26 protein-coding genes are annotated in these 21,834 nt (G+C 65.5%); 10 read left to right on the top strand and 16 right to left on the bottom strand.

The annotated features are described in order from the left end of the window. Positions 1–201: 201 nt before the first annotated feature. A complete protein-coding gene (locus tag AC25Y0_RS03095) occupies positions 202–492 on the top strand; it encodes a hypothetical protein (RefSeq protein ID WP_488122923.1) in 291 nt (96 codons plus the stop codon). On the opposite strand, the gene AC25Y0_RS03090 is transcribed toward AC25Y0_RS03095, so the two are convergent. After that, on the bottom strand, positions 493–816 hold the full coding sequence (locus AC25Y0_RS03090; RefSeq protein WP_488134178.1) for a four-helix bundle copper-binding protein: 324 nt from the start codon (positions 814–816) through the stop codon (positions 493–495). Between AC25Y0_RS03090 and AC25Y0_RS03085 the strand changes: the two genes are divergently transcribed. The 3 genes from AC25Y0_RS03085 to lpdA are packed head-to-tail and all read left to right on the top strand — an operon-like array spanning position 815 to position 3,057. Then, a complete protein-coding gene (locus tag AC25Y0_RS03085; RefSeq protein WP_488134177.1) occupies positions 815–937 on the top strand; it encodes a hypothetical protein in 123 nt (40 codons plus the stop codon). The two genes, AC25Y0_RS03090 and AC25Y0_RS03085, sit on opposite strands and share 2 nt — an antisense overlap. A 46-nt stretch (positions 938–983) precedes the next feature. After that, entirely contained in the window at positions 984–1,649 is a 666-nt protein-coding gene (locus tag AC25Y0_RS03080) for a copper resistance CopC family protein (RefSeq protein ID WP_488123420.1), read from the top strand. 10 nt (positions 1,650–1,659) lie between these two features. Beyond that, complete coding sequence (lpdA, locus tag AC25Y0_RS03075; protein WP_488122922.1) at positions 1,660–3,057, top strand: dihydrolipoyl dehydrogenase; 1,398 nt, start codon at positions 1,660–1,662, stop codon at positions 3,055–3,057. Between the two features lie 48 nt (positions 3,058–3,105). Here the strand turns inward: lpdA and AC25Y0_RS03070 are convergent, their stop codons facing one another. From AC25Y0_RS03070 to AC25Y0_RS03050, 5 genes are all read right to left on the bottom strand, one after another. Beyond that, positions 3,106–3,750: a CYTH domain-containing protein gene (locus AC25Y0_RS03070; protein ID WP_488122921.1), complete on the bottom strand. Its 645-nt coding sequence runs from the start codon at positions 3,748–3,750 to the stop codon at positions 3,106–3,108. Beyond that, entirely contained in the window at positions 3,734–3,961 is a 228-nt protein-coding gene (locus tag AC25Y0_RS03065; protein ID WP_488122920.1) for a response regulator, read from the bottom strand. The genes AC25Y0_RS03070 and AC25Y0_RS03065 overlap by 17 nt, the downstream gene beginning before the upstream one ends. Before the next feature lie 23 nt (positions 3,962–3,984). After that, positions 3,985–5,085 carry a YhjD/YihY/BrkB family envelope integrity protein gene (locus AC25Y0_RS03060; protein WP_488134176.1) on the bottom strand — a complete coding sequence of 367 codons (1,101 nt, stop codon included), beginning with the start codon at positions 5,083–5,085 and terminating at the stop codon, positions 3,985–3,987. A gap of 30 nt (positions 5,086–5,115) precedes the next feature. After that, positions 5,116–5,622 carry a prepilin peptidase gene (locus tag AC25Y0_RS03055; protein ID WP_488122918.1) on the bottom strand — a complete coding sequence of 169 codons (507 nt, stop codon included), beginning with the start codon at positions 5,620–5,622 and terminating at the stop codon, positions 5,116–5,118. Between the two features lie 102 nt (positions 5,623–5,724). After that, positions 5,725–6,021, bottom strand: coding sequence for a DUF1905 domain-containing protein (locus AC25Y0_RS03050; RefSeq protein WP_488122917.1), 297 nt, complete (start codon positions 6,019–6,021; stop codon positions 5,725–5,727). Positions 6,022–6,253: 232 nt separating this feature from the next. On the opposite strand from AC25Y0_RS03050, the gene AC25Y0_RS03045 reads away from it, so the two are divergent. Next, positions 6,254–6,910, top strand: coding sequence for a hypothetical protein (locus tag AC25Y0_RS03045; protein ID WP_488122916.1), 657 nt, complete (start codon positions 6,254–6,256; stop codon positions 6,908–6,910). A gap of 26 nt (positions 6,911–6,936) precedes the next feature. On the opposite strand, the gene AC25Y0_RS03040 is transcribed toward AC25Y0_RS03045, so the two are convergent. Further along, a complete protein-coding gene (locus AC25Y0_RS03040) occupies positions 6,937–7,320 on the bottom strand; it encodes a ribosomal maturation YjgA family protein (protein WP_488134175.1) in 384 nt (127 codons plus the stop codon). Positions 7,321–7,560: 240 nt separating this feature from the next. Between AC25Y0_RS03040 and AC25Y0_RS03035 the strand changes: the two genes are divergently transcribed. Beyond that, complete coding sequence (locus AC25Y0_RS03035; RefSeq protein WP_488122914.1) at positions 7,561–8,208, top strand: dihydrofolate reductase family protein; 648 nt, start codon at positions 7,561–7,563, stop codon at positions 8,206–8,208. A gap of 42 nt (positions 8,209–8,250) precedes the next feature. On the opposite strand, the gene AC25Y0_RS03030 is transcribed toward AC25Y0_RS03035, so the two are convergent. Then, complete coding sequence (locus AC25Y0_RS03030) at positions 8,251–9,237, bottom strand: aldo/keto reductase (RefSeq protein ID WP_488122913.1); 987 nt, start codon at positions 9,235–9,237, stop codon at positions 8,251–8,253. A 225-nt stretch (positions 9,238–9,462) separates the two neighbouring features. Between AC25Y0_RS03030 and AC25Y0_RS03025 the strand changes: the two genes are divergently transcribed. Further along, positions 9,463–10,263 carry an SDR family NAD(P)-dependent oxidoreductase gene (locus AC25Y0_RS03025; protein WP_488122912.1) on the top strand — a complete coding sequence of 267 codons (801 nt, stop codon included), beginning with the start codon at positions 9,463–9,465 and terminating at the stop codon, positions 10,261–10,263. 182 nt (positions 10,264–10,445) lie between these two features. On the opposite strand, the gene AC25Y0_RS03020 is transcribed toward AC25Y0_RS03025, so the two are convergent. Next, a complete protein-coding gene (locus AC25Y0_RS03020; protein WP_488122911.1) occupies positions 10,446–11,444 on the bottom strand; it encodes a diacylglycerol/lipid kinase family protein in 999 nt (332 codons plus the stop codon). Between the two features lie 234 nt (positions 11,445–11,678). Further along, positions 11,679–12,143, bottom strand: a complete 465-nt coding sequence (locus AC25Y0_RS03015; RefSeq protein WP_488134174.1) for a hypothetical protein — start codon at positions 12,141–12,143, stop codon at positions 11,679–11,681. Positions 12,144–12,333: 190 nt separating this feature from the next. Between AC25Y0_RS03015 and AC25Y0_RS03010 the strand changes: the two genes are divergently transcribed. After that, on the top strand, positions 12,334–12,501 hold the full coding sequence (locus AC25Y0_RS03010; protein ID WP_488122909.1) for a hypothetical protein: 168 nt from the start codon (positions 12,334–12,336) through the stop codon (positions 12,499–12,501). Positions 12,502–12,951: 450 nt separating this feature from the next. Here AC25Y0_RS03010 and AC25Y0_RS03005 read toward each other — a convergent pair whose 3' ends face one another. Together AC25Y0_RS03005 and AC25Y0_RS03000 are read right to left on the bottom strand one after the other, a co-directional pair. Next, on the bottom strand, positions 12,952–13,455 hold the full coding sequence (locus AC25Y0_RS03005) for a hypothetical protein (protein ID WP_488122908.1): 504 nt from the start codon (positions 13,453–13,455) through the stop codon (positions 12,952–12,954). 221 nt (positions 13,456–13,676) lie between these two features. Continuing rightward, entirely contained in the window at positions 13,677–14,204 is a 528-nt protein-coding gene (locus AC25Y0_RS03000; RefSeq protein WP_488122907.1) for a MerR family transcriptional regulator, read from the bottom strand. A gap of 378 nt (positions 14,205–14,582) precedes the next feature. Between AC25Y0_RS03000 and AC25Y0_RS02995 the strand changes: the two genes are divergently transcribed. Beyond that, positions 14,583–16,295, top strand: a complete 1,713-nt coding sequence (locus AC25Y0_RS02995; RefSeq protein WP_488134173.1) for a DUF5979 domain-containing protein — start codon at positions 14,583–14,585, stop codon at positions 16,293–16,295. 127 nt (positions 16,296–16,422) lie between these two features. Continuing rightward, positions 16,423–16,689, top strand: a complete 267-nt coding sequence (locus AC25Y0_RS02990; RefSeq protein ID WP_488134172.1) for a hypothetical protein — start codon at positions 16,423–16,425, stop codon at positions 16,687–16,689. 174 nt (positions 16,690–16,863) lie between these two features. Here the strand turns inward: AC25Y0_RS02990 and AC25Y0_RS02985 are convergent, their stop codons facing one another. The 4 genes from AC25Y0_RS02985 to AC25Y0_RS02970 form a co-directional block, all read right to left on the bottom strand. After that, on the bottom strand, positions 16,864–17,052 hold the full coding sequence (locus tag AC25Y0_RS02985) for a KTSC domain-containing protein (protein ID WP_488134171.1): 189 nt from the start codon (positions 17,050–17,052) through the stop codon (positions 16,864–16,866). Positions 17,053–17,102: 50 nt separating this feature from the next. After that, positions 17,103–18,494, bottom strand: a complete 1,392-nt coding sequence (locus AC25Y0_RS02980) for a DUF2130 domain-containing protein (RefSeq protein ID WP_488134170.1) — start codon at positions 18,492–18,494, stop codon at positions 17,103–17,105. A 2-nt stretch (positions 18,495–18,496) separates the two neighbouring features. Further along, positions 18,497–20,377 (bottom strand): ATP-dependent nuclease, encoded by a 1,881-nt coding sequence (locus tag AC25Y0_RS02975; RefSeq protein WP_488134169.1) that lies wholly within the window; start codon positions 20,375–20,377, stop codon positions 18,497–18,499. After that, positions 20,377–21,834: type I restriction endonuclease subunit R, EcoR124 family (locus AC25Y0_RS02970; protein WP_488134168.1), on the bottom strand; the 1,458-nt coding region annotated here is incomplete at its 5' end. The genes AC25Y0_RS02970 and AC25Y0_RS02975, both read right to left, overlap by 1 nt.

Genomic DNA, 21,834 nt, shown 5'->3' with positions numbered 1-21,834 from the left:
CCGATCGCTCCCTGTGCGAAACAGGTGGATCCGCCGATTCGCCGAAGGGAATCCGACGAAGTGTTTCGCCGTGTTCCACGCGGGATGTGGTGACGGCGAGGGCGGCTTAGCGTGGCTGAACGAACCTACTGACAGGAGACTCCCGTGTCGAGCCCGCACTTTCGCACATCGTCCGCCCCGGCGCGCGAGGCTGCGACGTGCATGTGCGCGTTCGATGGCGCCTGCTCTTCGTTCGCCCGCGGTCACGCGCTGCATCTGATCCAGGCGCGCCTCGCATCCGCGACGCCGACGGAGTGGACGGACGCGATCGTCGAGCAGACGGATGCCGCGAGCGGCACGCTCGTCGTCCGGACTCTCACCGGCGAGATCATAGAACTGTGGAACGGCGCCGGTGCGGCGGATGCCGTCGCAACCGGGACTCCCGTCGCCGTGCACGCGCGCTATGACGTCCTCGCGGTCGGACGCCGGCAGTTCAACGTGCTGCGGGGCTGATCAGGCCATCGCGGCCTTCAGCGACATGCACGCGTCCCTGCATGCCTGAAAGGCTTGCGCGCACATCCGACAGACCTCGCTGGACTCGGCGTGCGACGCGCACTCGTCCATGCACATGCGGCACATCTCGATGCACGCGTCGAGCATCGCCATCATCGCGGTGGCGTTCATCCCCTGCATGCGCAGCATCGAGCGCATCATCGTGTTGCACATATCGGCGCAGTTCATGCACGTCGTGGCACACGACATCAGCTGGGTCGCGCACACGGTGCACGCCTGCTCGCATGCGGCGCAGGCGTCCATGCACGCCTGCATGAGCGACATGTCCATCGTGTCCATGCCGGGCATCGTCATCATGTCGTTCGACATGGCATCCATCATCATGGCGTCCATCGGGGGCCTCCTCGTCGGCGGGGCCGGGGCGGTCCCCTGGCCGTCATGCTAGGCCGCCAGCGCCCGGCCAGTAAGGGGTTGGCTAGGCTCGACGCGTGATGACACAGGTTTCCCACCGCGTCTCCCGCGGTCTCCTCGCCCTCTTCGCCGTGCTGCTGGTCGCGGCATCCGCTCTCATCGCCTCGCCCGCGTCGGCGCACGATCGGCTCATCGGATCGGATCCCGCCGCCGGTGCGACCGTCGACCAGTCCCCCGAGCAGCTGACCCTCACCTTCAGCGGAGCGATCTCGGCCGACGCCGGGGCGACCGAAGTGCAGGTGACGGACGCCGCAGGCACCCAGCTCGCTGGAGACCCGGTAGCCACCGACAACACCCTCACGGTGCCGCTCGTCGCTCAAGCCGAGGGCGCGGTCACCGTGCTGTGGAAGGTCGTCTCGAGCGACGGTCACCCCATTTCGGGCGAGTACGCGTTCACCGTGGCGGCGCCCGCGCCGGAGCCGGCGCCCGTGCAGACCGAGACCTCCTCCCCCAGCCCCACCACCGAGCCGACGACGCCGGTCGCCACGCCCGAGCCGACGACGTCAGAGACGCCCGCCGCCGACACGCCCTCGGATGCCGCCGACACGACCCCGTGGATCATCGCCGGCGTCATCGTGCTCCTGGCTGTGGCGGCCGGGATCATCTACCTCGTCGTCTCGCGATCCCGTCGTGCCAAGGCCGCTCAGGCAGCCCAGGCCGACTCCCCGGATCGCTCCGAGCGTTAGGCTGGAACACATGCCTCACTACGACGTCGTCATCCTCGGCGCGGGCCCCGGCGGCTACGTCGCGGCCGTGCGCAGCGCTCAGCTCGGCCTCTCGGTCGCGATCATTGAAGAGAAGTACTGGGGCGGTGTCTGCCTCAACGTGGGCTGCATCCCCTCCAAGGCACTGCTGCGCAACGCCGACCTCGCGCACACCTTCACCCACAAGGCCGAACTCTTCGGCATCTCGGGCGACGTGCACTTCGATTTCGGCACCGCGTGGGATCGCAGTCGCAAGGTCGCTGACACCCACGTCAAGGGCATCCACTTCTTGATGAAGAAGAACAAGGTGACCGAGTACGAGGGCCGCGGATCGTTCACCGGTCCGAAGGCGATCACGGTCACGAAGTCCGACGGCTCGACCGAAGAGGTCACGTTCGACAACGCGATCATCGCGACCGGGTCGACCGTGCGCCTGCTTCCCGGCGTCACTCTGAGCGACAACGTCGTGACCTACGAAGAGCAGATCCTCACGCGCGAGCTGCCGTCGTCGATGGTCGTCGTCGGCGCCGGCGCGATCGGCATGGAGTTCGCGTTCGTCCTCTCGAACTATGGCGTCAAGGTCACGATCATCGAGTTCCTCGACCGTGCACTGCCCAACGAAGACGCCGACGTCTCGAAGGAGATCGCGCGCCAGTACAAGAAGCTCGGCGTCGACATCCTCACCTCGACGAAGGTCGAGACGGTCGTCGACTCGGGCGACAAGGTCACCGTCACCTACACCGGCAAGGACGGCTCGCAGGGCTCGATCGAGGCCGACAAGGTGCTCATGTCGATCGGCTTCGCGGCGAGAGTCGAGGGCTTCGGGCTCGAGAACACCGGCGTCAAGCTCACGGAGCGCGGCGCGATCGACATCGACGACCACATGCGCACCTCGGTCCCCCACATCTATGCGATCGGCGACGTCACCGCCAAGCTGCAGCTCGCGCACGTCGCCGAGGCTCAGGCCGTCGTGGCAGCCGAGACCATCGGCAAAGCCGAGACGATGACGCTCGGCGACTACCGCATGATGCCGCGCGCGACGTTCTGCTCGCCGCAGGTCGCGTCGTTCGGACTGACCGAAGATCAGGCCCGGGCCGCCGGCCACGAGATCAAGGTGGCGAAGTTCCCGTTCTCGGCCAACGGCAAGGCGAACGGCCTCGGCGAGCCCGTCGGCTTCGTCAAGCTCATCGCCGACGCCGAGCACCTCGAGCTGCTCGGCGGCCACATGATCGGCCCCGACGTGTCCGAGCTTCTTCCCGAGCTGACGCTCGCACAGAAGTGGGACCTGACGGCCCTCGAGGCGGCGCGCAACGTGCACACGCACCCGACGCTGTCCGAAGCCGTGCAGGAGGCCTTCCACGGCCTCGCCGGCCACATGATCAACATGTGATGCGAAGGGGTCGATGCTGCCCAGCGGCATCGACCCCTTCGAGTCAGATCACTGCCCGAGTGCGCGTGCGAGCTTCGACGCGGATTCCGCGGGCTGGCCGCCGACGGTGCTGACGGCTGAACCGGCGGCGGCGAACAACGCCGCCCGCGCGTCGGCGTCGGTGGGTGCGGCGGGCCCGAGCTCGATCTCCCACTCGCGCCAACGGCGAACGGTGCCCGAGCGCTCGTCGGTCGCGACGACCCGGTCGTCGACGAACTCGGCGACGACGCCTCCGTCATCGTCGAGCAGCAGGTACGGCGTGCGGGTGTTGAGGATGCGCGCGATGAGCTGAAACGGCTCGTCGGTCACGTGGGCGACGGCGGCACGCACGACGTCGGGCACGACGTCGGCGTCCGCTTCGGCGCCCAGCGGCCAGCCGAGCTCGACCCGAGCAAGCCCTTCACGAGGGCCCTTCAGGTGCCACCCGGCATCCGGACCGCCCGTGCGCCGCCGCACGGCGAAACCGGCGCGGGCGAGATCGAGGCCGGCGGTGTCGAAATACCGGGCATCCAGGTCGCGCCGCGGCGCTTCGGCGACGCGGGCGATGCTCGGCAGGTCGTCCCACTCGGGCAGCGGCGCCCGATCGTCGACGTCGAACGTCAGCTCGATCTCGACGGAGCGGATCGGCTGGTCGGGGTCAGTCGTCCCGACCATCGGGGTTCGGGTTGATGTCCTCGGTCGCCTCGACGTAGACGAAGCGGACCTCGGTGGGACCGTCGTCATCGCCCGTGTTGATTTCGTCACCGTCGCGGTGATAGACGAGCTGTCCCTCACCGTAGGGGGCGATATAGGTGTCGGTGGTGCCTTCCTCGAGGGGAAGGATCTGCCCGTCGAGCGGGCCGCCGTGCAGTCGCGCAAGTGCCATTCCCCGAGACTACTCCTGCCTCATCAGGACCCGGCGGATGTCCGCGTGCCGCCGTGTTTCGCGGCCTCTTCGCGCGTCTTCTTCGCTTCTTCTTCGCGCTGCTTCTTCTCTGCATCCGCGCGCTCCTTCTCGACGGCCTCGCGCGCGCTGCGCAGTTCATCGGTCGCGACCTGCACGGCGTCCTCGGCACGCTGGACGCGCCTCAGAGTCAGCGACGGCGCGCCATGACGCTGACGCACGCGGTCGGTCTCTTCGCGCGTCGCCACGATCATGTACGAGCTCGCGATCAGGATCGCCTGCGTCGAGAGATTGAGCCACAGCAGCAGGGCGATGAGCGCTGCGAACGTCGCCAGCAGGGGATTCGACGACGCGCCTCCGACGAACCACGACGACAGTTGCTGAAGCACCGTCAGCGCCGCGCCGCCGAGGGCGGCACCCGTGAACAGCACACGTCGACTCGCGCGCACACCCGATAGCACGCGGAAAAGCACGGCGACCACCGTGGCATCCAAGAGGAACACGATCAGGATACTGCCGGCGCGGGCGATGAAGACCGCGACCGGGTCGTTCTCGGTCAGTCCGACCCAGCCCGTCACGAGGCCGATGCCGATGTCGGCCAGGAACATGGCGCCGGCCGCGGCGGCGAGCGCCGCGCCGATGCCGATCGCGAGAGCCAGGTTGCGCAGGATGACCCAGATGAACAGCACGTCTTCGTTGACGATGTCGGCGAGGTTGCGCAGAGCCACACGAAGCGACCCGATCGCACCGATCGCGGCGACGACGAGTCCCACGAGCGAAAGAATGCCGGCGGTCGTCAGCCCCGCCGGCGCTTGGATGTCGTTGGGGTCGACGATCGAGCCGATGAGTCCGGGGATCGCAGCGTCGACCGCCTCGATGAGCGCCTCCCATGCGGCGGGATTTCCCGCGAGCCACAGGGCAGCGATCGAAAAGCCCAGCAGCACGCCCGCGAAGACGCTGAAGAGGGTGCGGTAGGTCACACTGTCAGCGAGCATCGGTCCACGGTGCTCGCTGTAGTGCAGTAACGCGCGCACCGCCCGACGCGAGAGCGCCCAGGCCGTGACGCGCGCGATGAGGCCGGGGCGAGGCGCGGAAGCGGTATCCATGTCGTCAGGGTATCCGCGGGGTCGGCTGGCTCAGGCCCCCGTTGACAGGAGCCCGGCGCTCAGGGCAGGGCCGGCGAGGATGCCGAGCCACGCGCCCGCGAGCATGAACGGGCCGAACGAGATTCGCGTGCGCCGATCCCCTCGCCGCGTCACGAGCAGCGCTGTGCCGAACAGCCCGCCGAGCAGGAATGCGGCGAGCGCACCGAAGGCGACTGCATCCCATCCGATCCACCCGAGCACGAGCCCGATGACTCCCGCGAGCTTGACGTCACCGCCGCCCATGCCGCGCGGGCTGATCAGCCGCAGCACGAGGTAGAAGACGAACATCGTGACCATCGCGAGCAGCGATGTGCGCAGGCGGTGCCCCTCGGCGCCCAGCAGGCAGGCGAGCGAGAGAAGCCCGATCCCGAGCGGATACGCCGGCAGCACGAGCACGTTCGGCAGGCGGTGCCGGCGGATGTCGATCACGCTGAGGGAAACGCTCAGCGCCGCGAACAGAGCCAGTGCGACGCTGAGCGTGAGGTTCACCGCAGACACACGTGCATCCCGTGACGGGATGCACGCAATCCCAGAGCGGCCCGGCCTCCCCCACCCATGATCATGAGAGGTTTCTCATGTCGCGTCAAGTCCGAACGAACCTCAGACATCGAGGATGTGCAGGCGCACAAGAATCGTCCCCCCGTCGACGATGCCTTCGGCATCGCGCACCGCCTTCTTGAGCGGGAGGACGTATGCGTTGCGCTCCGCGTCGGGAAAGATCGATGTGCGCCATTGCGAGCCGCCGATCCGCGCTTCGACACGAACCGACCCGAACCCGCGGGGCGGACGGGGCAACTCGCGAATGTCGGCACTGAGCACTTCGGGCAGCGCAGCGAAGTGCCAGTCCTGCTGGCGGGTCTCCCAGCGGAAGACCTCGCCGTCGAAATCGACGATCACTGCTGTCTCCTCTTCGTTCGGGGCCCCTCACACCGCGCCCCAGCATGCCACCGCCGAGCCGCCGTCCGGCACCCCCTGTGCACAACCCCGACCCCCACGTGACACCGCAGCGAACAACCGACCCTGCGGGGTCAGGCCGTCGTCTCGGCACGCCGTCTCTCGGGCGTGAGGTTCGGGCTATGGTGGCCGGATATACGCCGGGCGACCGGCGCACCGAGCGAAGGAGCGGGCAGTGAAGGGCAGTCGACAGGTTCGGGACGCCGTCGCGCTGGCAGCGGGTCTCGCCGTCGTCGCGATCATCGTCTGGCTCGACATCTCATCGGGGCTCTGGCAGGACCTCGTCGTGCTGTCGGGGCTCGCCGCGGGGCTCGTGACCTTCCTGCTCACGGTGCTCGTCCTCGACCGCGTCGTCGCGCGATCGACCGCGCGGCGCTGGGCGCCCATCAACCGGCTCGCCTTCACGGAGTTCCTGCACGCCCTCGCCGACGAGCACAGCGAGATCTCCCGCGGGCACGTTGTGACGCGGTCGCTGCCCGAGCTGCGCACGTCGCCCGCGTCGACCGACTACGCCGACGAGATGCGCCGTGTGCGCGAAGCTGTCGTCGACGAGCGGACACGTCTCGCCGACATCCTGAGCCGCTGGGCACCGTTTCTTGCCTCGAGCGGTGACAACGAGACGATCCTCTTGCACGTCGCCGACATCGCGCTCGCTCTCGACGCGGTGCGCGATGCCGCGCTGCAAGCCGAGCAGTCACTCGCGAGCGCCGACCACGACCTGCTCGCGCACGAGATCGACGCGTGCAACGAGCGACTGTGCGCGCTCACCGCCGAGCTACGAGACAGGCTCGACGAGACCGAGCAGCAGCGCGCCGTCCTCGCCGGCCGCTGACACGGCGGCATCTCGCGGGCGACAGCTCACGCGCGCGCTCGTGCGCGCCGCACGACGACGTCGAGCGCGACGGCCACGACGACCGCCGTGGCGTAGACCACGAGGTCGCGGGCATCGAAGACCGTGCCGAGCACGAGCATCACCGGCGGAAATCCCGCCCCGAGCGCGAGCGGAATGCCCGTCAGCTGGAACAGTTCCACCCCGACGCACCAGGCCACCGCGACACCACCCGTCGCAAGCGAAGACCACCGTGGAGCGAGGATCACGACGAACGCGAAGACAGCCACGGCGTACAGCGCATCACCGGCGATGTCGGTCGCGGGCACGTCGGGCAGTAGAAGGTGCACCGCGAGTCCCGTCGCGACGACCGCGGCGAGCGCCACGGCACCGGCGATTCGGCGGTGCCTCACGCGATCACGAGCGGGGTCACGGTGTCGTGCGCATGGTGGCACTCGGTGCATGTGAAGGGCATGCGTTCTAGCATGCCGCCTCGATGGGTTCCCTCCCCTGCGCGATACACCGTTGACGGTGGCGAAGAACATCGCAATGCTCAGGCTCGTGCCTGACTTTTCTGGCAACGAACCTCGGCGGGAGCAGCAGGCGGACCGGCTCGGCGTCCGCCTGGTCCGCCACACCGGAGGAGAGCGCTCATGACCCGCGTCCGCGTCAGCTTGTTCTCATCGCTCGACGGATACACCTCTGCACCCGACGCGGCATCGGACAACCCGATGGGCGAGGATTGGGGGCCGCTCACCGCCGCCTACACGGCGACGCGCACCTTCCAGCGCACAGTGTTCGGCGATGCCGGCGGCGCCGGCACGGCCGGAGTCGACGACGACTACGCGGCGAGGTACTACGCCGGAGTGGGCGCCGAGATCATGGGAGCGGCGATGTTCGGGTTGCACACGTACCCCGACGACCCGGATTGGAAGGGCTGGTGGGGTGATGAGCCACCGTTCGGCTACCCCGTCTATGTGCTCACCCACACCGCCCCGCGTGCCCCGATCACGATGGCCGGCGGCACCGTCTTCGAGTTCCGCACCGGCGCGATCGAGGACGTGCTCGCCGAGGCGACAGCGGCAGCCGGCGACCTCGACGTGCGCATCGGCGGCGGTCTGCGCACCGCCCAAGCGTTCGTTCGCTCCGGGCTCGTCGATGATCTGCACGTCGCCATCGCTCCGATCGTGCTGGACCGCGGCCACCGGGTGTGGGAAGGTCTTCGCGGCCTCGAGCTCACTCACACGGTGACGACAGAGGTTGCGGAAAGCGGCACGATCCACGTCACCTTCACCCGGTAGGGCACGAGCAGGACTCTTAAGCGTCGGCTTGGCCGTTCAGAGTCACCACAGCGGGTGGATGGAGGCGCGCAGCATTCGGTCGTAGACGTCGTGGACAGCGTGGTCGAATTCGGTCAGGTCCGCGCTCAGCAGATCGGCCGCGCCCGCGTTCGCCTGTGCCTGGCCGACGTTGCGGGCACCCGGGATGACGCTGGTGACGCCCTCAAGCCCGGCGATCCACGCGAGCGTCGTGGCCGGCAGGGTCGCGCCCTCGGGGACCGCGGCGGTCAGCTCGCGCACGGCGGCAAGACCGGTCTCGAAGTCCACGCCTGAGAACGTCTCGCCGCGGTCGAACGCCTCACCGTTCCTGTTGTAGGTGCGGTGGTCATCAGGGGCGAAGGTCGTCTCGCGCGTGTACCGCCCGGACAGCAGGCCCGATGCCAGCGGCACGCGGGCGAACACAGCGACACCGGCCGACGCAGCGGCCGGAAGCACCTCGTCGAGCGGCTTGAGACGGAAGGGGTTCAGGATGATCTGCACGTTGGTGACGTTCGGGCGCGCGATCGCCGCAAGCGCCTGCGCGCACGTCTCGACCGAGACTCCGTACGCCGCGATGACGCCGTCTTCGACCAGGTCGTCGAGGCCGTCGAAGGTCGCGTCATCCTCGATCACTGCCGTCGGTGGGCAATGCAGCTGCACCAGATCGAGCGTGTCGACGCCGAGATTGCGGCGCGAGCGATCAGCCCAGGCGCGGAAGTTCTCGCGCGTGTAGTTCTCGGGCTCCTGAGCGACCCGGCGCCCCATCTTGGTGGCCACCGTGATCGCGTGACCGGGTCGCTCGGCCAGGAACTCGCCGATGATCGACTCGCTGCGGCCGTCGCCATACACATCGGCTGTGTCGAACAGCGTCACCCCGGCGTCGGCGGCTGCCGCGAGCACGTCCCGCGCCTCGCCTCGCGAGACGTCGCCCCAATCGGCGCCCAACTGCCACGTTCCCAGACCGATCGCAGATACCTGACGGCCGGTTCCGCCCAACGCGCGCTGCTGCATGTTGTTCCTCTCGTCGCGGCTTCCAGCATGGCACTGCGTCGCGGCTGCGTACCCCCTGTCGGTAAACGCCCTTCTACGCCGCAGGACGAACTCCCATGAGCGTGTGCTCCAATAGCTCTACATCAGCGGACTCTCGCTCGCAGACTGCGAGTTCGACGGGAGACGCGCGGGCGCACACGGGGCACAGCCAGCCCCCGCCCACATCGACACCGACACGGAGAGCGCATGAACATCACTGGAAAGGTCTTCGTCGTCACGGGCGCGGGCAACGGAATCGGCCGCGAAGTCACCCGCATTCTGCTCGCCGGCGGCGCATCGGTGGCAGGCGTGGACCTGAGTGAGTCGGGCCTGAGCGCTACTGCCGCGCTCGCAGACGCCGGCCCCAGATTCTCGAGTCACGTCGTCAACATCACCGACCGGGACGAGGTCTTGGCGCTGCCGGACGCGGTGCTCGCCGCACACGGGCAGGTCGACGGTCTGGTCAACGTCGCGGGAGTCATCCAGAAGTTCGTCAAAGTCATCGACCTTCCGTTCGAAGAGATCGAAAAGGTCATGAACGTCAACTTCTGGGGCACCATGAACATGGTGAAGGCCTTCCTGGCGATCCTGGTCGAACGCCCCGAGGCCAGCATCGTGAACGTGGCGAGCATGGGTGCCTACGCACCCGTTCCCGGCCAAGCGGTCTACGGCGCGTCGAAAGCTGCGGTGCGACTTCTCACCGAGGCTCTCTACGCCGAACTGCTCGACACGAACGTCACGGTGACGTCGATCTTCCCCGGAGCGATTGCAACCGACATCGCGAGCAACTCTGGAGTCGCCATGGCCGACGGCTCGTCGACCGATGCGCCCGCATTCAAGATGACCTCTGCGGCCGATGCAGGGGAAGCCATCGTGGATGCCATCCGCAAGGGCAGCTTCCGAAAGACCATCGGGCAGGACGCCGCCGCGATGGACAAGCTCGCCCGCCTCAACCCGCGGCTCGCGGCTCGAACGATCGCGAAGCAGATGGGGTCCCTGCTCGGCTGAAGGCCCGGCCGCAGCCACCGCAAGCACAACGTTCACCCAAGAACGATCGGACGCGCCCGTTCCGGTCCCGGCCATGCGGCAGTCCTGTCTGGCGAACGATCGACGTCGCTGATCCCGAAGGGGTCGTCGCGACCGGGAGCCGTCCTCATCTGCGGGTCACGCGGTAGAACGGGCGCCGCCATCTACATGGTCCCAGGCTCGGCCGGGAGCTCCCGGGCGCCATGGGGGACTGACGGCGGAATGCTTGACGGCGCGACACGTACGAGCAGTGCGGTGGGGTGCAGGCCTATTCTGACGCGTGTGACACGTCCGAAGCTGTCCCCGTCGAGCTCGATGGCGTGCGGCGTGTCGAAGTGTGCTTCGAACCGCCGACCCTGGACATAGGCGAGCGAGCGAAGGTCTCGAGTGCGCCGGATCATGTTTCCGGTCATCCGGGAGTGACGGGCGATGCCCTGGAGGGTCAGCCGTGTCCCGATCCGCGCCCACCCGAATGGGCCCTCCGGGCGCATCATCACGACGTCCAAAAGCCCGTCGTCGATGACTGCGGCGGGCAGCAGGAGCAGATTCCCCGTCAGTGTTCCGCAATTACCGACGATGACGGTGTGGGCGCGGGTGGAACTGACGCGTTCGTCGTCGATCCGGTAGTGGAGATGGAAGAGTCGGTTCCTGATGATCGATCTCGCGATCGGGCTGACGTACGCGAACCATCCGAGATGCTTCTTCGCGATCGCGCTGGTGTGCTGGGCCATATCCGCATCCAGTCCGATGCCCGCCATGACCACGAACACGTGCGTGCTGCGTGTTCCGGTCTCGTCCTCCATCTCGGCTGTCCCCACATCGATCCCGCGATCATCGCCAGTGAAGGCGACCGCGATGCACGCGGCGACGTCGTTGAGGGGCGTACGGAGTTCGCGCGCGAGAAGGTTGCCGGTGCCGGTGGGGAGCAGCGCGACGGGGATACCGCTTCCGTGCATCACTTCCGCGACGGTTCGGACCGTGCCATCGCCGCCGACCACGATGACCACCGCAGGTTGCTCTCCCAGAGCCTGGGTTGCGGCCGACCGTCCGGAATCTGCGCTGCTCGTCTCGTACCAGCGTGTGTGACCCCACCGGCTGGCCCGTTCCTGATCAGCGACTGCCCTGCGAATCGGGTCAAGTCGGGAGTGGACGGGGTTGTACACCACGGCAGCATGTCGGTGTGTGACGGCTACCGACTCCGCCGCGGTCACCGCGAACCCATCGTCGAGCGGACCGGCTGAGGGCCCGCTGCTGTCGTCCGTGCCGCGGAGTGGTCGCACCACCGCGGTCCTCCGTCACGTTCGCGCGTAACGCCCGTGCCCGCCTTCGCTGCTCCGACCGGCGATCTGCTCGCTGTCCTCGTTGCCGGAGGACTGGGCGCCCGTCGGCGTGCCGGGTCAAGGACGCGCTGCGCTCCGTGAACTCTCGAATGTGATCGATTCCGCGAGAGCGGTGACAGCTGCGGCACGTGTGTGCTCACGCACGGCCGCTTCTTCGGACCGGACCGTGGCAGCGTCCTGCCTCTCATTGATCTCCCTGCTGATCGTGGCAAGTCGGTCGGCGATGACGGCGGCGAGCCCGTCGCGCAACTCATTCAGATTCGTGTCGGCGATCACGAGGCGTCGGTCGGCGACCGCCAACTCGACCGTCGGATACCCAGCACCGACGAGAGCATCACGTGTCCGGGTGCCCTGAATCTCCACCACTTCGTGCTTCTCAGGACGGCGGGTGAACACGGCTTCCACCGTGTACCGGTCAGGCGCTGCCGCAGTCATCAGCGCAGCCGGCAACGATGCCACCAGCACCGATCCCAGACCCAGCGTCGCGGAATATGCATCGCTCGCGCGCATGTTCGTGTCCATACTCCCGACGCTACGCCTCCCAGATGTACGCCTCACAGGTTCGACCCGACGACGCATCAGCGGTCTCACCGGTGGGCGCAGCTGACGGACCGCTCCTGTGCGAGCGCATCCAGGCTGCGAAGGCGAGCGCTGGTACCACCGACCACGTCACCTCCTAGCCGTGCGCCGACGGCGGGAGTAGCCTGTGATGATGACGGTCATCGTGATCCTCCTGGTGGTGTGGGCGATCCTGGCGGTAGTCGGGTTCGCCCTGAAGGGCTTGCTCTGGCTGGGAATCATCGGGGTGATCCTCTTCGTGGGCACGCTCGTCTTCTTCTTCGTTCGGCGCACGGCCGACCGCCGCAGCAAGGGTGTCTGAACAGCCGTCGCGCCCGATCCACACCCCATCGCACGAACCCCAGGCTGCACGCAACGGCACATCCACCCTGTGTTCTCCTCCACCGTCCGCGACCCAAACCCAGACGGGCCGCGAGCCATCCGCTGGCGGAATGGGGATGATTGGATCGACGATCGGAGGCCAGAGCCGTCGGTCGGCGCATAAGCACCGACCTCGCAACCGCATCGCGCCCACTTACGGCTTCGCCGGCGCTTTCGAGTCCTCGAACCACAGCGTGGCGTTTCCGGGTGCGAATCGGCTCACCTCCGCCGAATACCGACGCATCGTCGGCTTCCCAGATCCCTGATTCGACACCATGACTCCATCCTCGTTTCCAAGGTCAGGAGCCTCCACCAAACCCAGGGCGCTTCAATCGCGCCGAGCGCTGCGCCGAGGAGGGCGGCGAGGAGGGCGGCGAGGGTTGGGTCCACGTCAGACCGGCCGCGGGATGACGCCGCCGACCCGCTCCCAGTGGCGCAGGAGCTCGGGCTGCACAGCGACGCCCAGTTCCTCGGCGGCCTCTTCCTCGCTCTCGCGAAGCGCGTGCTTGAGCGGTTCGGCCACGCCGTCGTCAGTCAGGCCTCGCTCCTTCCAACCCGGGATCATCTGCTCGAGGTAGTAGTTGACCCTCTTCACCTGCGGGGCCGCGTTGTACTCCACCGTGCGTACGCTGTTTTCTCCTGCGAGGGCACGCAGGGTCCTCAGCAGCTGCACCGTGACGACGTGACGGTCGTCAACGACGATGCCGCCGGTCGCGGCGAGGCCGTAGCGGAGCGCCACGCGCACGTCATCGTCGTTCGACGGACGCTCTGCGTTCTCCCACCAGTCGTTCATCAACCCGAGGTCCTTGCCCTGGGTGCGTGCGACGTCGATCAGGGTCTGATCGGCGTTCACTGTCCACGCGAGCTGTCCGAACGGCTTGACGAAGTAAAGCAATGGGTCCTCCCCCCAGGTCCATCCGAGCGTATCCACCGTCACCCACACCGCACGTCTGGCGCCCCAGTGCTCGAGCGGCAGGCTTGTTCTCGGCGGCGACGGGCGTCGGCAGACGCCCGGATCGAGCCAGAAACTCGTACCGACTGATGATTGTGTCGAGCGTTTGGGGCAGCCGTTTCGCGGCCGATGTCTGGACCGTGCCGGGAACGAGGGTTTTCGGACTACAGCCTGCGGATGAGGCGATGTACTGACGCGGACGCCTCTAGTAGAGCAACGCTGCGGTCCGCGAGGTGTTGCAGTCGGACGGTCAGCAGCGCGTCAGCGCCGCCCGGGCCTGAGTAGTCGCGCACTCGTTCGAGAACGGCGGCGATCGTTGGAATGCGGTGGCCGCCGGCCCGGAGGGCAGCCACGATGCGCGCGTCGATGATGGCTTGCCAGGAGTAACGTCTGGCGAGTCCAGAACCGACCATTTCGGGGCGCAACAGCCCCGCGTGCCCTCTCCATACGGAATCGCGGCCCGCCATTGATTGCGTAAAGCTGTGACCGGCGATGGCCGCCGGCACGGCAGCACGCTGAGAAGAGTCAGCGTCGAGCACCAGGGGCGCGCGCTCCGGCGGAGCAGCGTCGTCGATGTCAGCCGGATCTACCAGGTCGAACTGAAACTCGTCACTCTGGGTGGTGGGGTCAGAGTTCGCGAGTGCCCAGATCAGGGCGTGCCAGAGCGGCTGCGTCTCCTGGAGCTTGCGCATACGACTCACTGGACGGGTGCCGCGCATACCGTCCGGGCCGAGCCTAGAGGGACTCCGTCACTTCGGTGGTGACTTTCCGCGGATCGGGGGTCGGCCACCGGGCGGCGAGGGACCTTCTGCCCTATCCCGGCGTTCGGCACGGATGATTCAGTGGGGACGAGCTACTCAGGAGACGCCATGAACCTGCACGCCGCTCCGAGCCGCTCGGCGGCCTCGTTGCCACCCCGGCGTCCGCGCGGGCGCTCGGCCCGAGCCACCCTGGTTGCCTGAAGCGAACCGCGGACGAAAGGCCTCCCCGTGACCAACTCGCGCCCCCGCCTGAGATCCAGGAATACAGGCAGACGTCTGCCGGCGCCCGTCCTCTGGGCGACCGCCGCGATGGCCGCTCTCGCCTTCGCCTTCCTCCCGCTCGGGGAGCCCGCTCAAGCGAGGCTTACCGCCGAGACGCCCATCATCGAATCGCCGGACGGACCGAACACCGATGTCGAGGTGACCGGTCTCGGAGTCGGAGCAAGGTTGACGGGTGGGTATCCGGCCACCCCGACGCCGCAGGATCCGTTGGCGCCCTACCCCGCGGCACCCCCTGCGGGGTACACCCTGGGCGGCGGCTTCACCGCGCTGATCAACACCGTGAGCGTGACAGATCGCACGCTGACCGCCGAGATGTACTGCATCGACGTCCGCACCGGGACCCTGGTCGGCGGCGGTTACCAGAACGGTTCGTGGGACCAATCGAACGTTCAGAACCTCGGGTACGTCGCCTACATTCTCAACAACTTCTACCCCTCGTTCCCCGCTGAGCCGGCGGGTCTGGCCTCCGAAGGCGAGCAGGCCGCCGCCGTGCAATCGGCCATCTGGTACTTCACGGACGGCTTCATCCTGGACGCAGCCTCACCGCTACGGGCAGCGACGGCAGGAGTCATCGCGGCCGCGCAGCTCAACGGCCCGGTGACGGAGCCGCCTCCCCCGGCGGTATCCATCACCCCGTCCGCTGCCGCCGCGCCGGCGGGGTCGGCGGCCGGCCCGTTAACCGTGACAACGGACGCCCCCAGCGTGACCCTCTCCGTGCCCGACGGGTACACGATGTACGCTGACGCGGCGGCCACCGCCCCTCTCCCCAACCCCTACACGACCACCACGGGGACCCAGGTGTGGGTGGGCAGCGGAACGGACGCTGTGGACGAGACGCTGCTGAGCGCTCGAGCGGTCGTGACCGTCCAGCGCGGGCGGGTGTACCTCTACGACGGCCTGGCACCCGGCGTTGATGACTTGCAGAAACTCGTCCTTGCCGAAACCGCCACGTTGGAGGCGACCACCCAAGCGCCTGTCGAGTTCTTCGCAGCGGCCAGCCTCACCGTCAACAAGGCATTTGCGGGGGCCGGAGTGGGCCGACAAGGGGCAAGTCAGTTGACCGTCGATTGCGGTGACGGCGTGGCACGGGTAGCGGACATCCCGGCGGGAGTCACCACCACCCAGACGTCGACATTCGAGGGCATCGCCGTCGGGGCGACGTGCCTGATCAACGAACCAGCGACGGGAGAGACCACGGCAGTGGCCGTGACCACCGACGCGCCGCAGAGCGTTCCGATAACGCAGGCGGGGGCGACGGCGATCATCACCAACACCGTGACCGTCCGTCCCGGCTCGCTGAGCGTCAGCAAGGTCCTCACCGGCGCACAGGCCGGCCGGCAGGGTCAGATCACCCTCTCCGTGGACTGCGGAACGGCGCTCACCGACACCGTGATCATCCCGGCGGGAGCGGCAGCGGGAACCTACACCGAGACCTTCGCGGATCTGCCCGCGGGCACCGAGTGCACCGTCACAGAGCCGGTGTCCGGCGAGACGAGCGCCGTACGCGTCATCTCCAGCGGCACGGTGAACGCCACGATCCAGCCGGGCGCCGCCGCGACGGTCGAGCTGACCAACACCGTCACGCAGCGCGCGGCCTTCGCGACGATGCTGCCCCCCACGGGTTCGGAGAGCCTGATGCCTCTGCTGTGTGTCGCCGGCGGCGGAATCGCGGCTGGCGCGCTGCTGCTGGTGATGGGCGCCGTCTCACGCCGCAGGACCGCACGTTCCACGCGGGGCTGACGCGCAAAATACGAAAATCCAACAGGGGTGGGAGGCGCTTCAAGATTTGTCACGAGCAACCCGATCGAGCAACTCCCCCGAAAACCCGCGGGGGCTGCCGAGAATCACGCCTGAACGCCTCACCGCCATGATCGCCGACTACGAATCTGGGGTGTCAGCCTACGACGTCGCCGACAAGTATGGGCAGCATCGTGCCACGATCATGAAGCACCTTGCCTCGGCCGGTGTCCGTTCTCGGGTCGCCGTGCCGACCGACGAAGAGATCTTGCTGTGGCGAGAGCTGCATGCCGAGGGGCTGGAGTTCAAGACCATCGCACGACAGGCGGGGCGAAACCATAAAACCGTTCGAAAGTACGTCTCACCGCAAGCAAATCGTGGCGATTTCGATAAATGAACTAGCTGCCAAAACAAACTCTTCTTGGCTAGGACGCTACTACAAGTTCCACTTCAGGTAAGTCAGTGTCATGCGCAAAGCCGGAGTGCGATCGCTAAACTTCACCATTTCGCACCGCAAAATCGAGACAAGTGAATCTCGATGGCCTGAGTCGCTGTGCATGAGAGATGACGCCTAGCTCGCAACCTTGCGTACTGGGTACCCAGCCTTCTTCACATTTACATCGAAGTAGCGCCCGACGCTTGTGGCGACCAGCAGTTCGGAGTAAATGGACGCCGGAACGCCGAGGTACTGATAGACACCACCCTTGATAAATGCGATCTCCAACGTGTTTGTATCCGGGTCGTAGCCGACTTCAGCCACGTTACTACTTACTACCGATACTCGATTCATTCGTTGACTCCTTCGTCATCTTACATGGTTTCCAGTTCTGCAAATTTGGCCGCCATCGTCGGATTACTCCTGGTCAGCTTCTTAATCGTCACATCTTGAGCTTTGTCGTTGGCGAGCCGCAAGTTACGTTCAGAGCCAAGAAGCGCTTCCTTCGCTTTTTGGAGCCGATCGATAGATTTGTCGATCTCGCCGATAGCTGTGTGGAAACGTCGTGCAGCGAGGTCGTAGTTTTTGCCGAACGCAACTTTGAAGGTGTCAAGTTCATTCTCGAAGTTCGTGATGTCAATATTCTGCGCCTTCACCAAGGCGAGCTCATTCTTGTAAGTGAGTGCGTTGAGCGCCGCGTCACGAAGCAGGGTAATCATTTGGATAAAGAACTGCGGACGGATCACATACATCTTCGGGTAGCGGTACGATACGTCCACGATCCCGGTATTGTAAAGATCGCTCTCCGGTTCCAGGAGGGATACCAGGATTGCGTACTCGCACCCCTTCTCGGTTCGGTCCTTGTCAAGCTCTTTGAGGAAGTCCTCGTTCTTCTTCCTAGTGGCAGTCGTGTCGCTTTCGTTCTTCATCTCGAACATAATCGACACGATCTCGGTGCCGGACTCGTCGGAGTCGCGGAAGATGAAGTCACCCTTGCTCCCTGTGCGGGCGTCGTTGTCCTTCTCGAAGTAGGCGCGGGGGAAGGCAGTGGCGCGGATGCGGTTGAACTCGATCTCGCAGTGCTGCTCGAGCGTCTCGCCGACCATCTTTGTCGACAGCTTCGCCTTCATGTCTCGCAGTCGCTCGATCGCGTCGTCGCGGTCCTTAATCTGCGTCTCGTACTTGTCCTTGAGTGACTTCTCCGCGAGCTGCTTCTCCAACTCCACCTTCTCCAGCCCGCTCTTGAACTCGTCGCGTTCCTTCTCGACGGCGCTCACCGCCTCTGTGATCGCCAGCTTCTGCGACACCTCAGCGCTCTCAAGCCTGGCTTTCAGACCCTGAATCTCGGCGTCTTTTGTCGAGGCAGTCTTCTGCAATTCAGCGGAGAGCTTCGCTTCGGCGAGTTCGACGGCGGACTGTTTCTCCTGCTTGGCCTTCTCGAGCGCCCCGGCGAGGGAATCGCGCTCCTTCTCGACGGCCGCGAGGGCCTCCGTCACAGCGAGTTTCTGTTGAGTGTCACCGGCGTCGAGTCTGGCTTTCAGATCCTGAATCTCGGCGTCCTTGGCTGCGGCAGCTTTCTGCAGCTCCCCCGCAGCCTTCGCTTCGGCCAGCGCTAGCGCCTTCTGCTTGTCCTGGTCGGCAAGTTCGAGACGTTCATGGAGCTGCTTGTCGAACTCACTGTCACGGACCTGTTTGGCGATGTCGGCGTATCCCGCCTCATCGATAGTGAACGTCTTTCCGCAATGCGGGCACCTGATTTCATGCATGATCAAACCCCCTTTGCTTTCGTTAAGATCTCAGTGAGCATCGAAGGAACCGCCCCGGCAGCCTCGAGCGTTGCTGTCCGATAGGCAATCTGGTTCTTCGAGAGGCTGATCCCGGCAGCAGCCTCGACTGCTTTGCACGCCGTCGCCCACTCGAGCCATTCGGTCCCGAGGAACGCCTCGAGGTGATCGTCGAAGATTGCCACATTGTCGGCGACGACCGCCGTGGGAAAGTCATCCTCCGTGCGACCGAAGTACCTAAGGGCAGAGCGGTTAGCGGCGACATGACCGGCTCGTTCCTCTTCGATCTTGTCCTGCTCCTTGCCGTTTGCCTGAGCGCGGGCCTCGAACCCGCTGTCGGCGTCGAACAACGCATATACGGGGACGCCCAGGGCTGTCAGGATGGCGTGCGCCAACGGGATCGACTGCTTTCCACCGACCGGCACGATCGACAGGCCCGCAGCTTCCAGAGAGCAAACACCTTCTCGGTCTCCGACGCCGTAGAACACCGCGGACTCCGTGGTTCCTTCGACGAGAAATGCTCGATGAGCGAACAGCGCGACCGAGAGCTGATTCGTCACGACGCCGTCGAGCTGCCGATCAACGACCGACTCCTTGACGACTCCCGCCAGCTTGGCCTTCACGTCCGCGACCGATGCCGAGTGGACGGTGACGACCGGGGTTTCATCTGTTGATCGCATGAGGCGACGCACTTGGTCGAAATGCCGTGCCTCGAGGAAGTACGGGCTGTGGGTGGCGTAGCTCACCTGAATCCGCTTGCGGGCGTCCTCAGCCAGTGAGCGCAGCACCTTCGCGAAGGTTTGAGCCTGAATCGGATGCTGAAATAGCTCCGGCTCCTCGATGGCGAGGCAGATGACTCCCTCCGCCGACGCCGCGCCCGACTGTGCCAGCAGCTGCAGAGCGGAGATCAGCAGGGTGCGTTGAAACCCGTGCCCCTGGCGCTCGACGGCGGTCTCCGTTGTGCCGTCCAAGATCGAGACATCGAACGTCGTCCGTGGGGCCTTGAGCTCTACTTCGGCAGGAGTGACCGAGACTGCTCGCCCCGGCGTGTACGACGTCACAACCTCGTTGAGCTGCGCCGTCATCGTTTCGAGTTGCGCCTTGAACTTGTCCTCGTAGACCTGCTGCTGCCGGACCCGTGCATCCTCGACGATTGTCGCGATCTCGTCATCGGCCGCCGTGCGGTCAACAGAACGTTCAAGGATGCGTCCGATGATGCTCGCCCTGCCATCGAGAGATTCCTCACTGGCACGAAGGTCAGCAGTGACGAGGACGAAGTCGAACAGACCGCTCATCTTGCCGCCGCTATTGAAGCCGAAAAAGTTCGTCTGCAGCACCTCCGGCGCCTCCACCAATTGCCCGGTGTTCGCCGCCTCCCATGTGGTCATGGCCTGATCGACCGCCGCGCCCGTCGTCGCCGCGGGAAGCCCCAGATCCGTTCGCGTTCGACGGAGCTCCGCGTAGAGCTCCTTCTTCGCGGTCGCGCTTGTAGCAGCCTTGATGTCATTGAAATCGGGGAAGCCTTTCGCGTTCGCTGAGAAGACCTCCAGGCCGCTGGCAGATCGCTGCTTCCAGGCGGTGAAGGTGTCGGCTCCGGCGGGCGCATACTTGCCGAGCGCCTCACGGTCCTTTTCGGTCAGATCGTAGAAGGTGACCTGCACCTCGATGTCTTCATCGATCGCTCCGAACGAGCAGTCCTTCTCGCTCAGCGACCCGGGTTTGCCATTGAAATACCAGTCGAGAGCGCGGAGCACTGTCGACTTACCGGAGCCGTTCGGGCCGATGAAGGTCGTGACGTTATCGAAGGTGATCGTCACATCCTTCAACGTCCGGAAATTCCGAATTCGAGCTGACTGAATCTTCATTATTCGCTCCCAGCCGCGCTGAGCCCAAAGAAACGCTCGAAGAACGCTCCGAGCTTCTCGACCACGCGTCGCTTCTTCTCACTGTGGTTCTTGTCTTTCGAGAACCGAGACACCGGCGGCAGAACCTTCGCAATCTCCGTACCCGTCGTGCGAAGCTGCCCGGTGCGGAACGCGGCTTCGACGAACCGTTCGGTCTCTTCGGGTTTCAGGTTCTCGCCCTCGATGATCGCCGCGAGTTCCTTGCCGCGCTGCGCCGTGACATACGCGCGCCACTCGCCATCAATGTCACCACCGACAGAAATCGAGTCGACGAAGTTCTCGATGAGGTCCTTCTTGTTGCGGAGGGAGGGACTCGAGTCGATTGCGCGAGAGATGCCTGCACGGAGTTCCTTGTCGTCGCCGTCGCCGCGTTCTTCGCGGTACTTCTGCACAAGCAGCAGGATGTAGTCGACGTTGATCTCGACCTGCTTGATCAGCTCGATCTCAAACTCAAGATCCTCGACGATCGATTCCTTCTCACTTTGTCTCTCGCGTTTGCGGTCTTCCCAGATGTCCACGTAGATGGACTGGTAGTCCTGCATGTCACGAGCAGACAGGATCTCGTCATCAGCGAAGTCGTCGAACGCGGTGAGGATGTTGCGGAGCTTCAAGATCTCGCCGTACAGCTTCACGAAATCAGCCTGTGCCTGCTCACCGATGATCAGCTCGCCCGGTTTGAAGGTCTCCATCAGTTCGGTGACCTTTGCGGCGTATTGCTGGAAGTACTCGCCGTACGGCTTGAGTAGCACGATGCCCTGAGCGTTCTTGTTACCGAACAGGGCAATCGCGTCGTTCGTTTCCTCTTCGAGGTCGCGGAAAGCGACGATGTTGCCGTACGTCTTCACCGAGTTCAGAATGCGGTTCGTGCGCGAGTACGCCTGAATCAACCCATGACTGCGCAGGTTCTTATCCACCCAGAGGGTGTTCAGCGTGGTCGCGTCGAAGCCGGTGAGGAACATGTTCACCACGATCACCAGATCCAGCTCACGTGTCTTCAGCTTCTGCGAGAGATCCTTGTAATAGTTCTGGAAGCTGTCCGAGCTCGTATCAAAACTCGTCCCGAACATCCGGTTGTACTCGGTGATTGCAGATTCCAGGAACACGCGCGCGTCACCCGTGAGGGCATCGGTCTCAAAGCCTTCTTCATCGAGCATCCCCGACTCAACATCCGGATTCGCAGCGTACGTGAAGATCGTCGCGACCTTGAGTCGCTGATCCGGCGGGAGTGCTTCCTGCTGGTTCTTGAACTCCTGGTAATAGGTGCGCGCGGCTGTGATCGACGCCGTGGCGAAGATCGAGTTGAAGCCACGGACCCTCCGCTCCCCCAACGCATATCCTTCAGACCGCCGGGTCTTCTGGTCGAAGTGATCCAGGATGTACCGGGTCACCGGGACTGCCCCTACTTTGGTTGACGGGTA

This window comes from Microbacterium sp. Y547, assembly GCF_057669785.1.
Note: the sequence above shows the minus strand (reverse complement) of the source record. Positions and strands in the feature narration are given on the sequence as shown.

Excerpts from the sequence above, each read along its gene's own strand:
- AC25Y0_RS03080 (WP_488123420.1), top strand. The coding sequence starts at position 984 with ATGACACAGGTTTCCCACCGCGTCTCCCGCGGTCTCCTCGCCCTCTTC.
- AC25Y0_RS03095 (WP_488122923.1), top strand. The coding sequence starts at position 202 with ATGTGCGCGTTCGATGGCGCCTGCTCTTCGTTCGCCCGCGGTCACGCG.
- AC25Y0_RS03035 (WP_488122914.1), top strand. The coding sequence starts at position 7,561 with ATGACCCGCGTCCGCGTCAGCTTGTTCTCATCGCTCGACGGATACACC.
- AC25Y0_RS03025 (WP_488122912.1), top strand. The coding sequence starts at position 9,463 with ATGAACATCACTGGAAAGGTCTTCGTCGTCACGGGCGCGGGCAACGGA.
- AC25Y0_RS03060 (WP_488134176.1), bottom strand. The coding sequence starts at position 5,085 with ATGGATACCGCTTCCGCGCCTCGCCCCGGCCTCATCGCGCGCGTCACG.
- AC25Y0_RS03015 (WP_488134174.1), bottom strand. The coding sequence starts at position 12,143 with ATGGACACGAACATGCGCGCGAGCGATGCATATTCCGCGACGCTGGGT.
- AC25Y0_RS02975 (WP_488134169.1), bottom strand. The coding sequence starts at position 20,377 with ATGAAGATTCAGTCAGCTCGAATTCGGAATTTCCGGACGTTGAAGGAT.
- AC25Y0_RS02980 (WP_488134170.1), bottom strand. The coding sequence starts at position 18,494 with ATGCATGAAATCAGGTGCCCGCATTGCGGAAAGACGTTCACTATCGAT.
- AC25Y0_RS02995 (WP_488134173.1), top strand. The coding sequence starts at position 14,583 with ATGGCCGCTCTCGCCTTCGCCTTCCTCCCGCTCGGGGAGCCCGCTCAA.
- lpdA (WP_488122922.1), top strand. The coding sequence starts at position 1,660 with ATGCCTCACTACGACGTCGTCATCCTCGGCGCGGGCCCCGGCGGCTAC.
- AC25Y0_RS03085 (WP_488134177.1), top strand. The coding sequence starts at position 815 with ATGTCCATCGTGTCCATGCCGGGCATCGTCATCATGTCGTTCGACATG.
- AC25Y0_RS03030 (WP_488122913.1), bottom strand. The coding sequence starts at position 9,237 with ATGCAGCAGCGCGCGTTGGGCGGAACCGGCCGTCAGGTATCTGCGATC.
- AC25Y0_RS02990 (WP_488134172.1), top strand. The coding sequence starts at position 16,423 with ATGATCGCCGACTACGAATCTGGGGTGTCAGCCTACGACGTCGCCGAC.
- AC25Y0_RS03090 (WP_488134178.1), bottom strand. The coding sequence starts at position 816 with ATGTCGCTCATGCAGGCGTGCATGGACGCCTGCGCCGCATGCGAGCAG.
- AC25Y0_RS03010 (WP_488122909.1), top strand. The coding sequence starts at position 12,334 with ATGACGGTCATCGTGATCCTCCTGGTGGTGTGGGCGATCCTGGCGGTA.
- AC25Y0_RS03065 (WP_488122920.1), bottom strand. The coding sequence starts at position 3,961 with ATGGCACTTGCGCGACTGCACGGCGGCCCGCTCGACGGGCAGATCCTT.
- AC25Y0_RS03000 (WP_488122907.1), bottom strand. The coding sequence starts at position 14,204 with ATGCGCAAGCTCCAGGAGACGCAGCCGCTCTGGCACGCCCTGATCTGG.
- AC25Y0_RS03070 (WP_488122921.1), bottom strand. The coding sequence starts at position 3,750 with ATGGTCGGGACGACTGACCCCGACCAGCCGATCCGCTCCGTCGAGATC.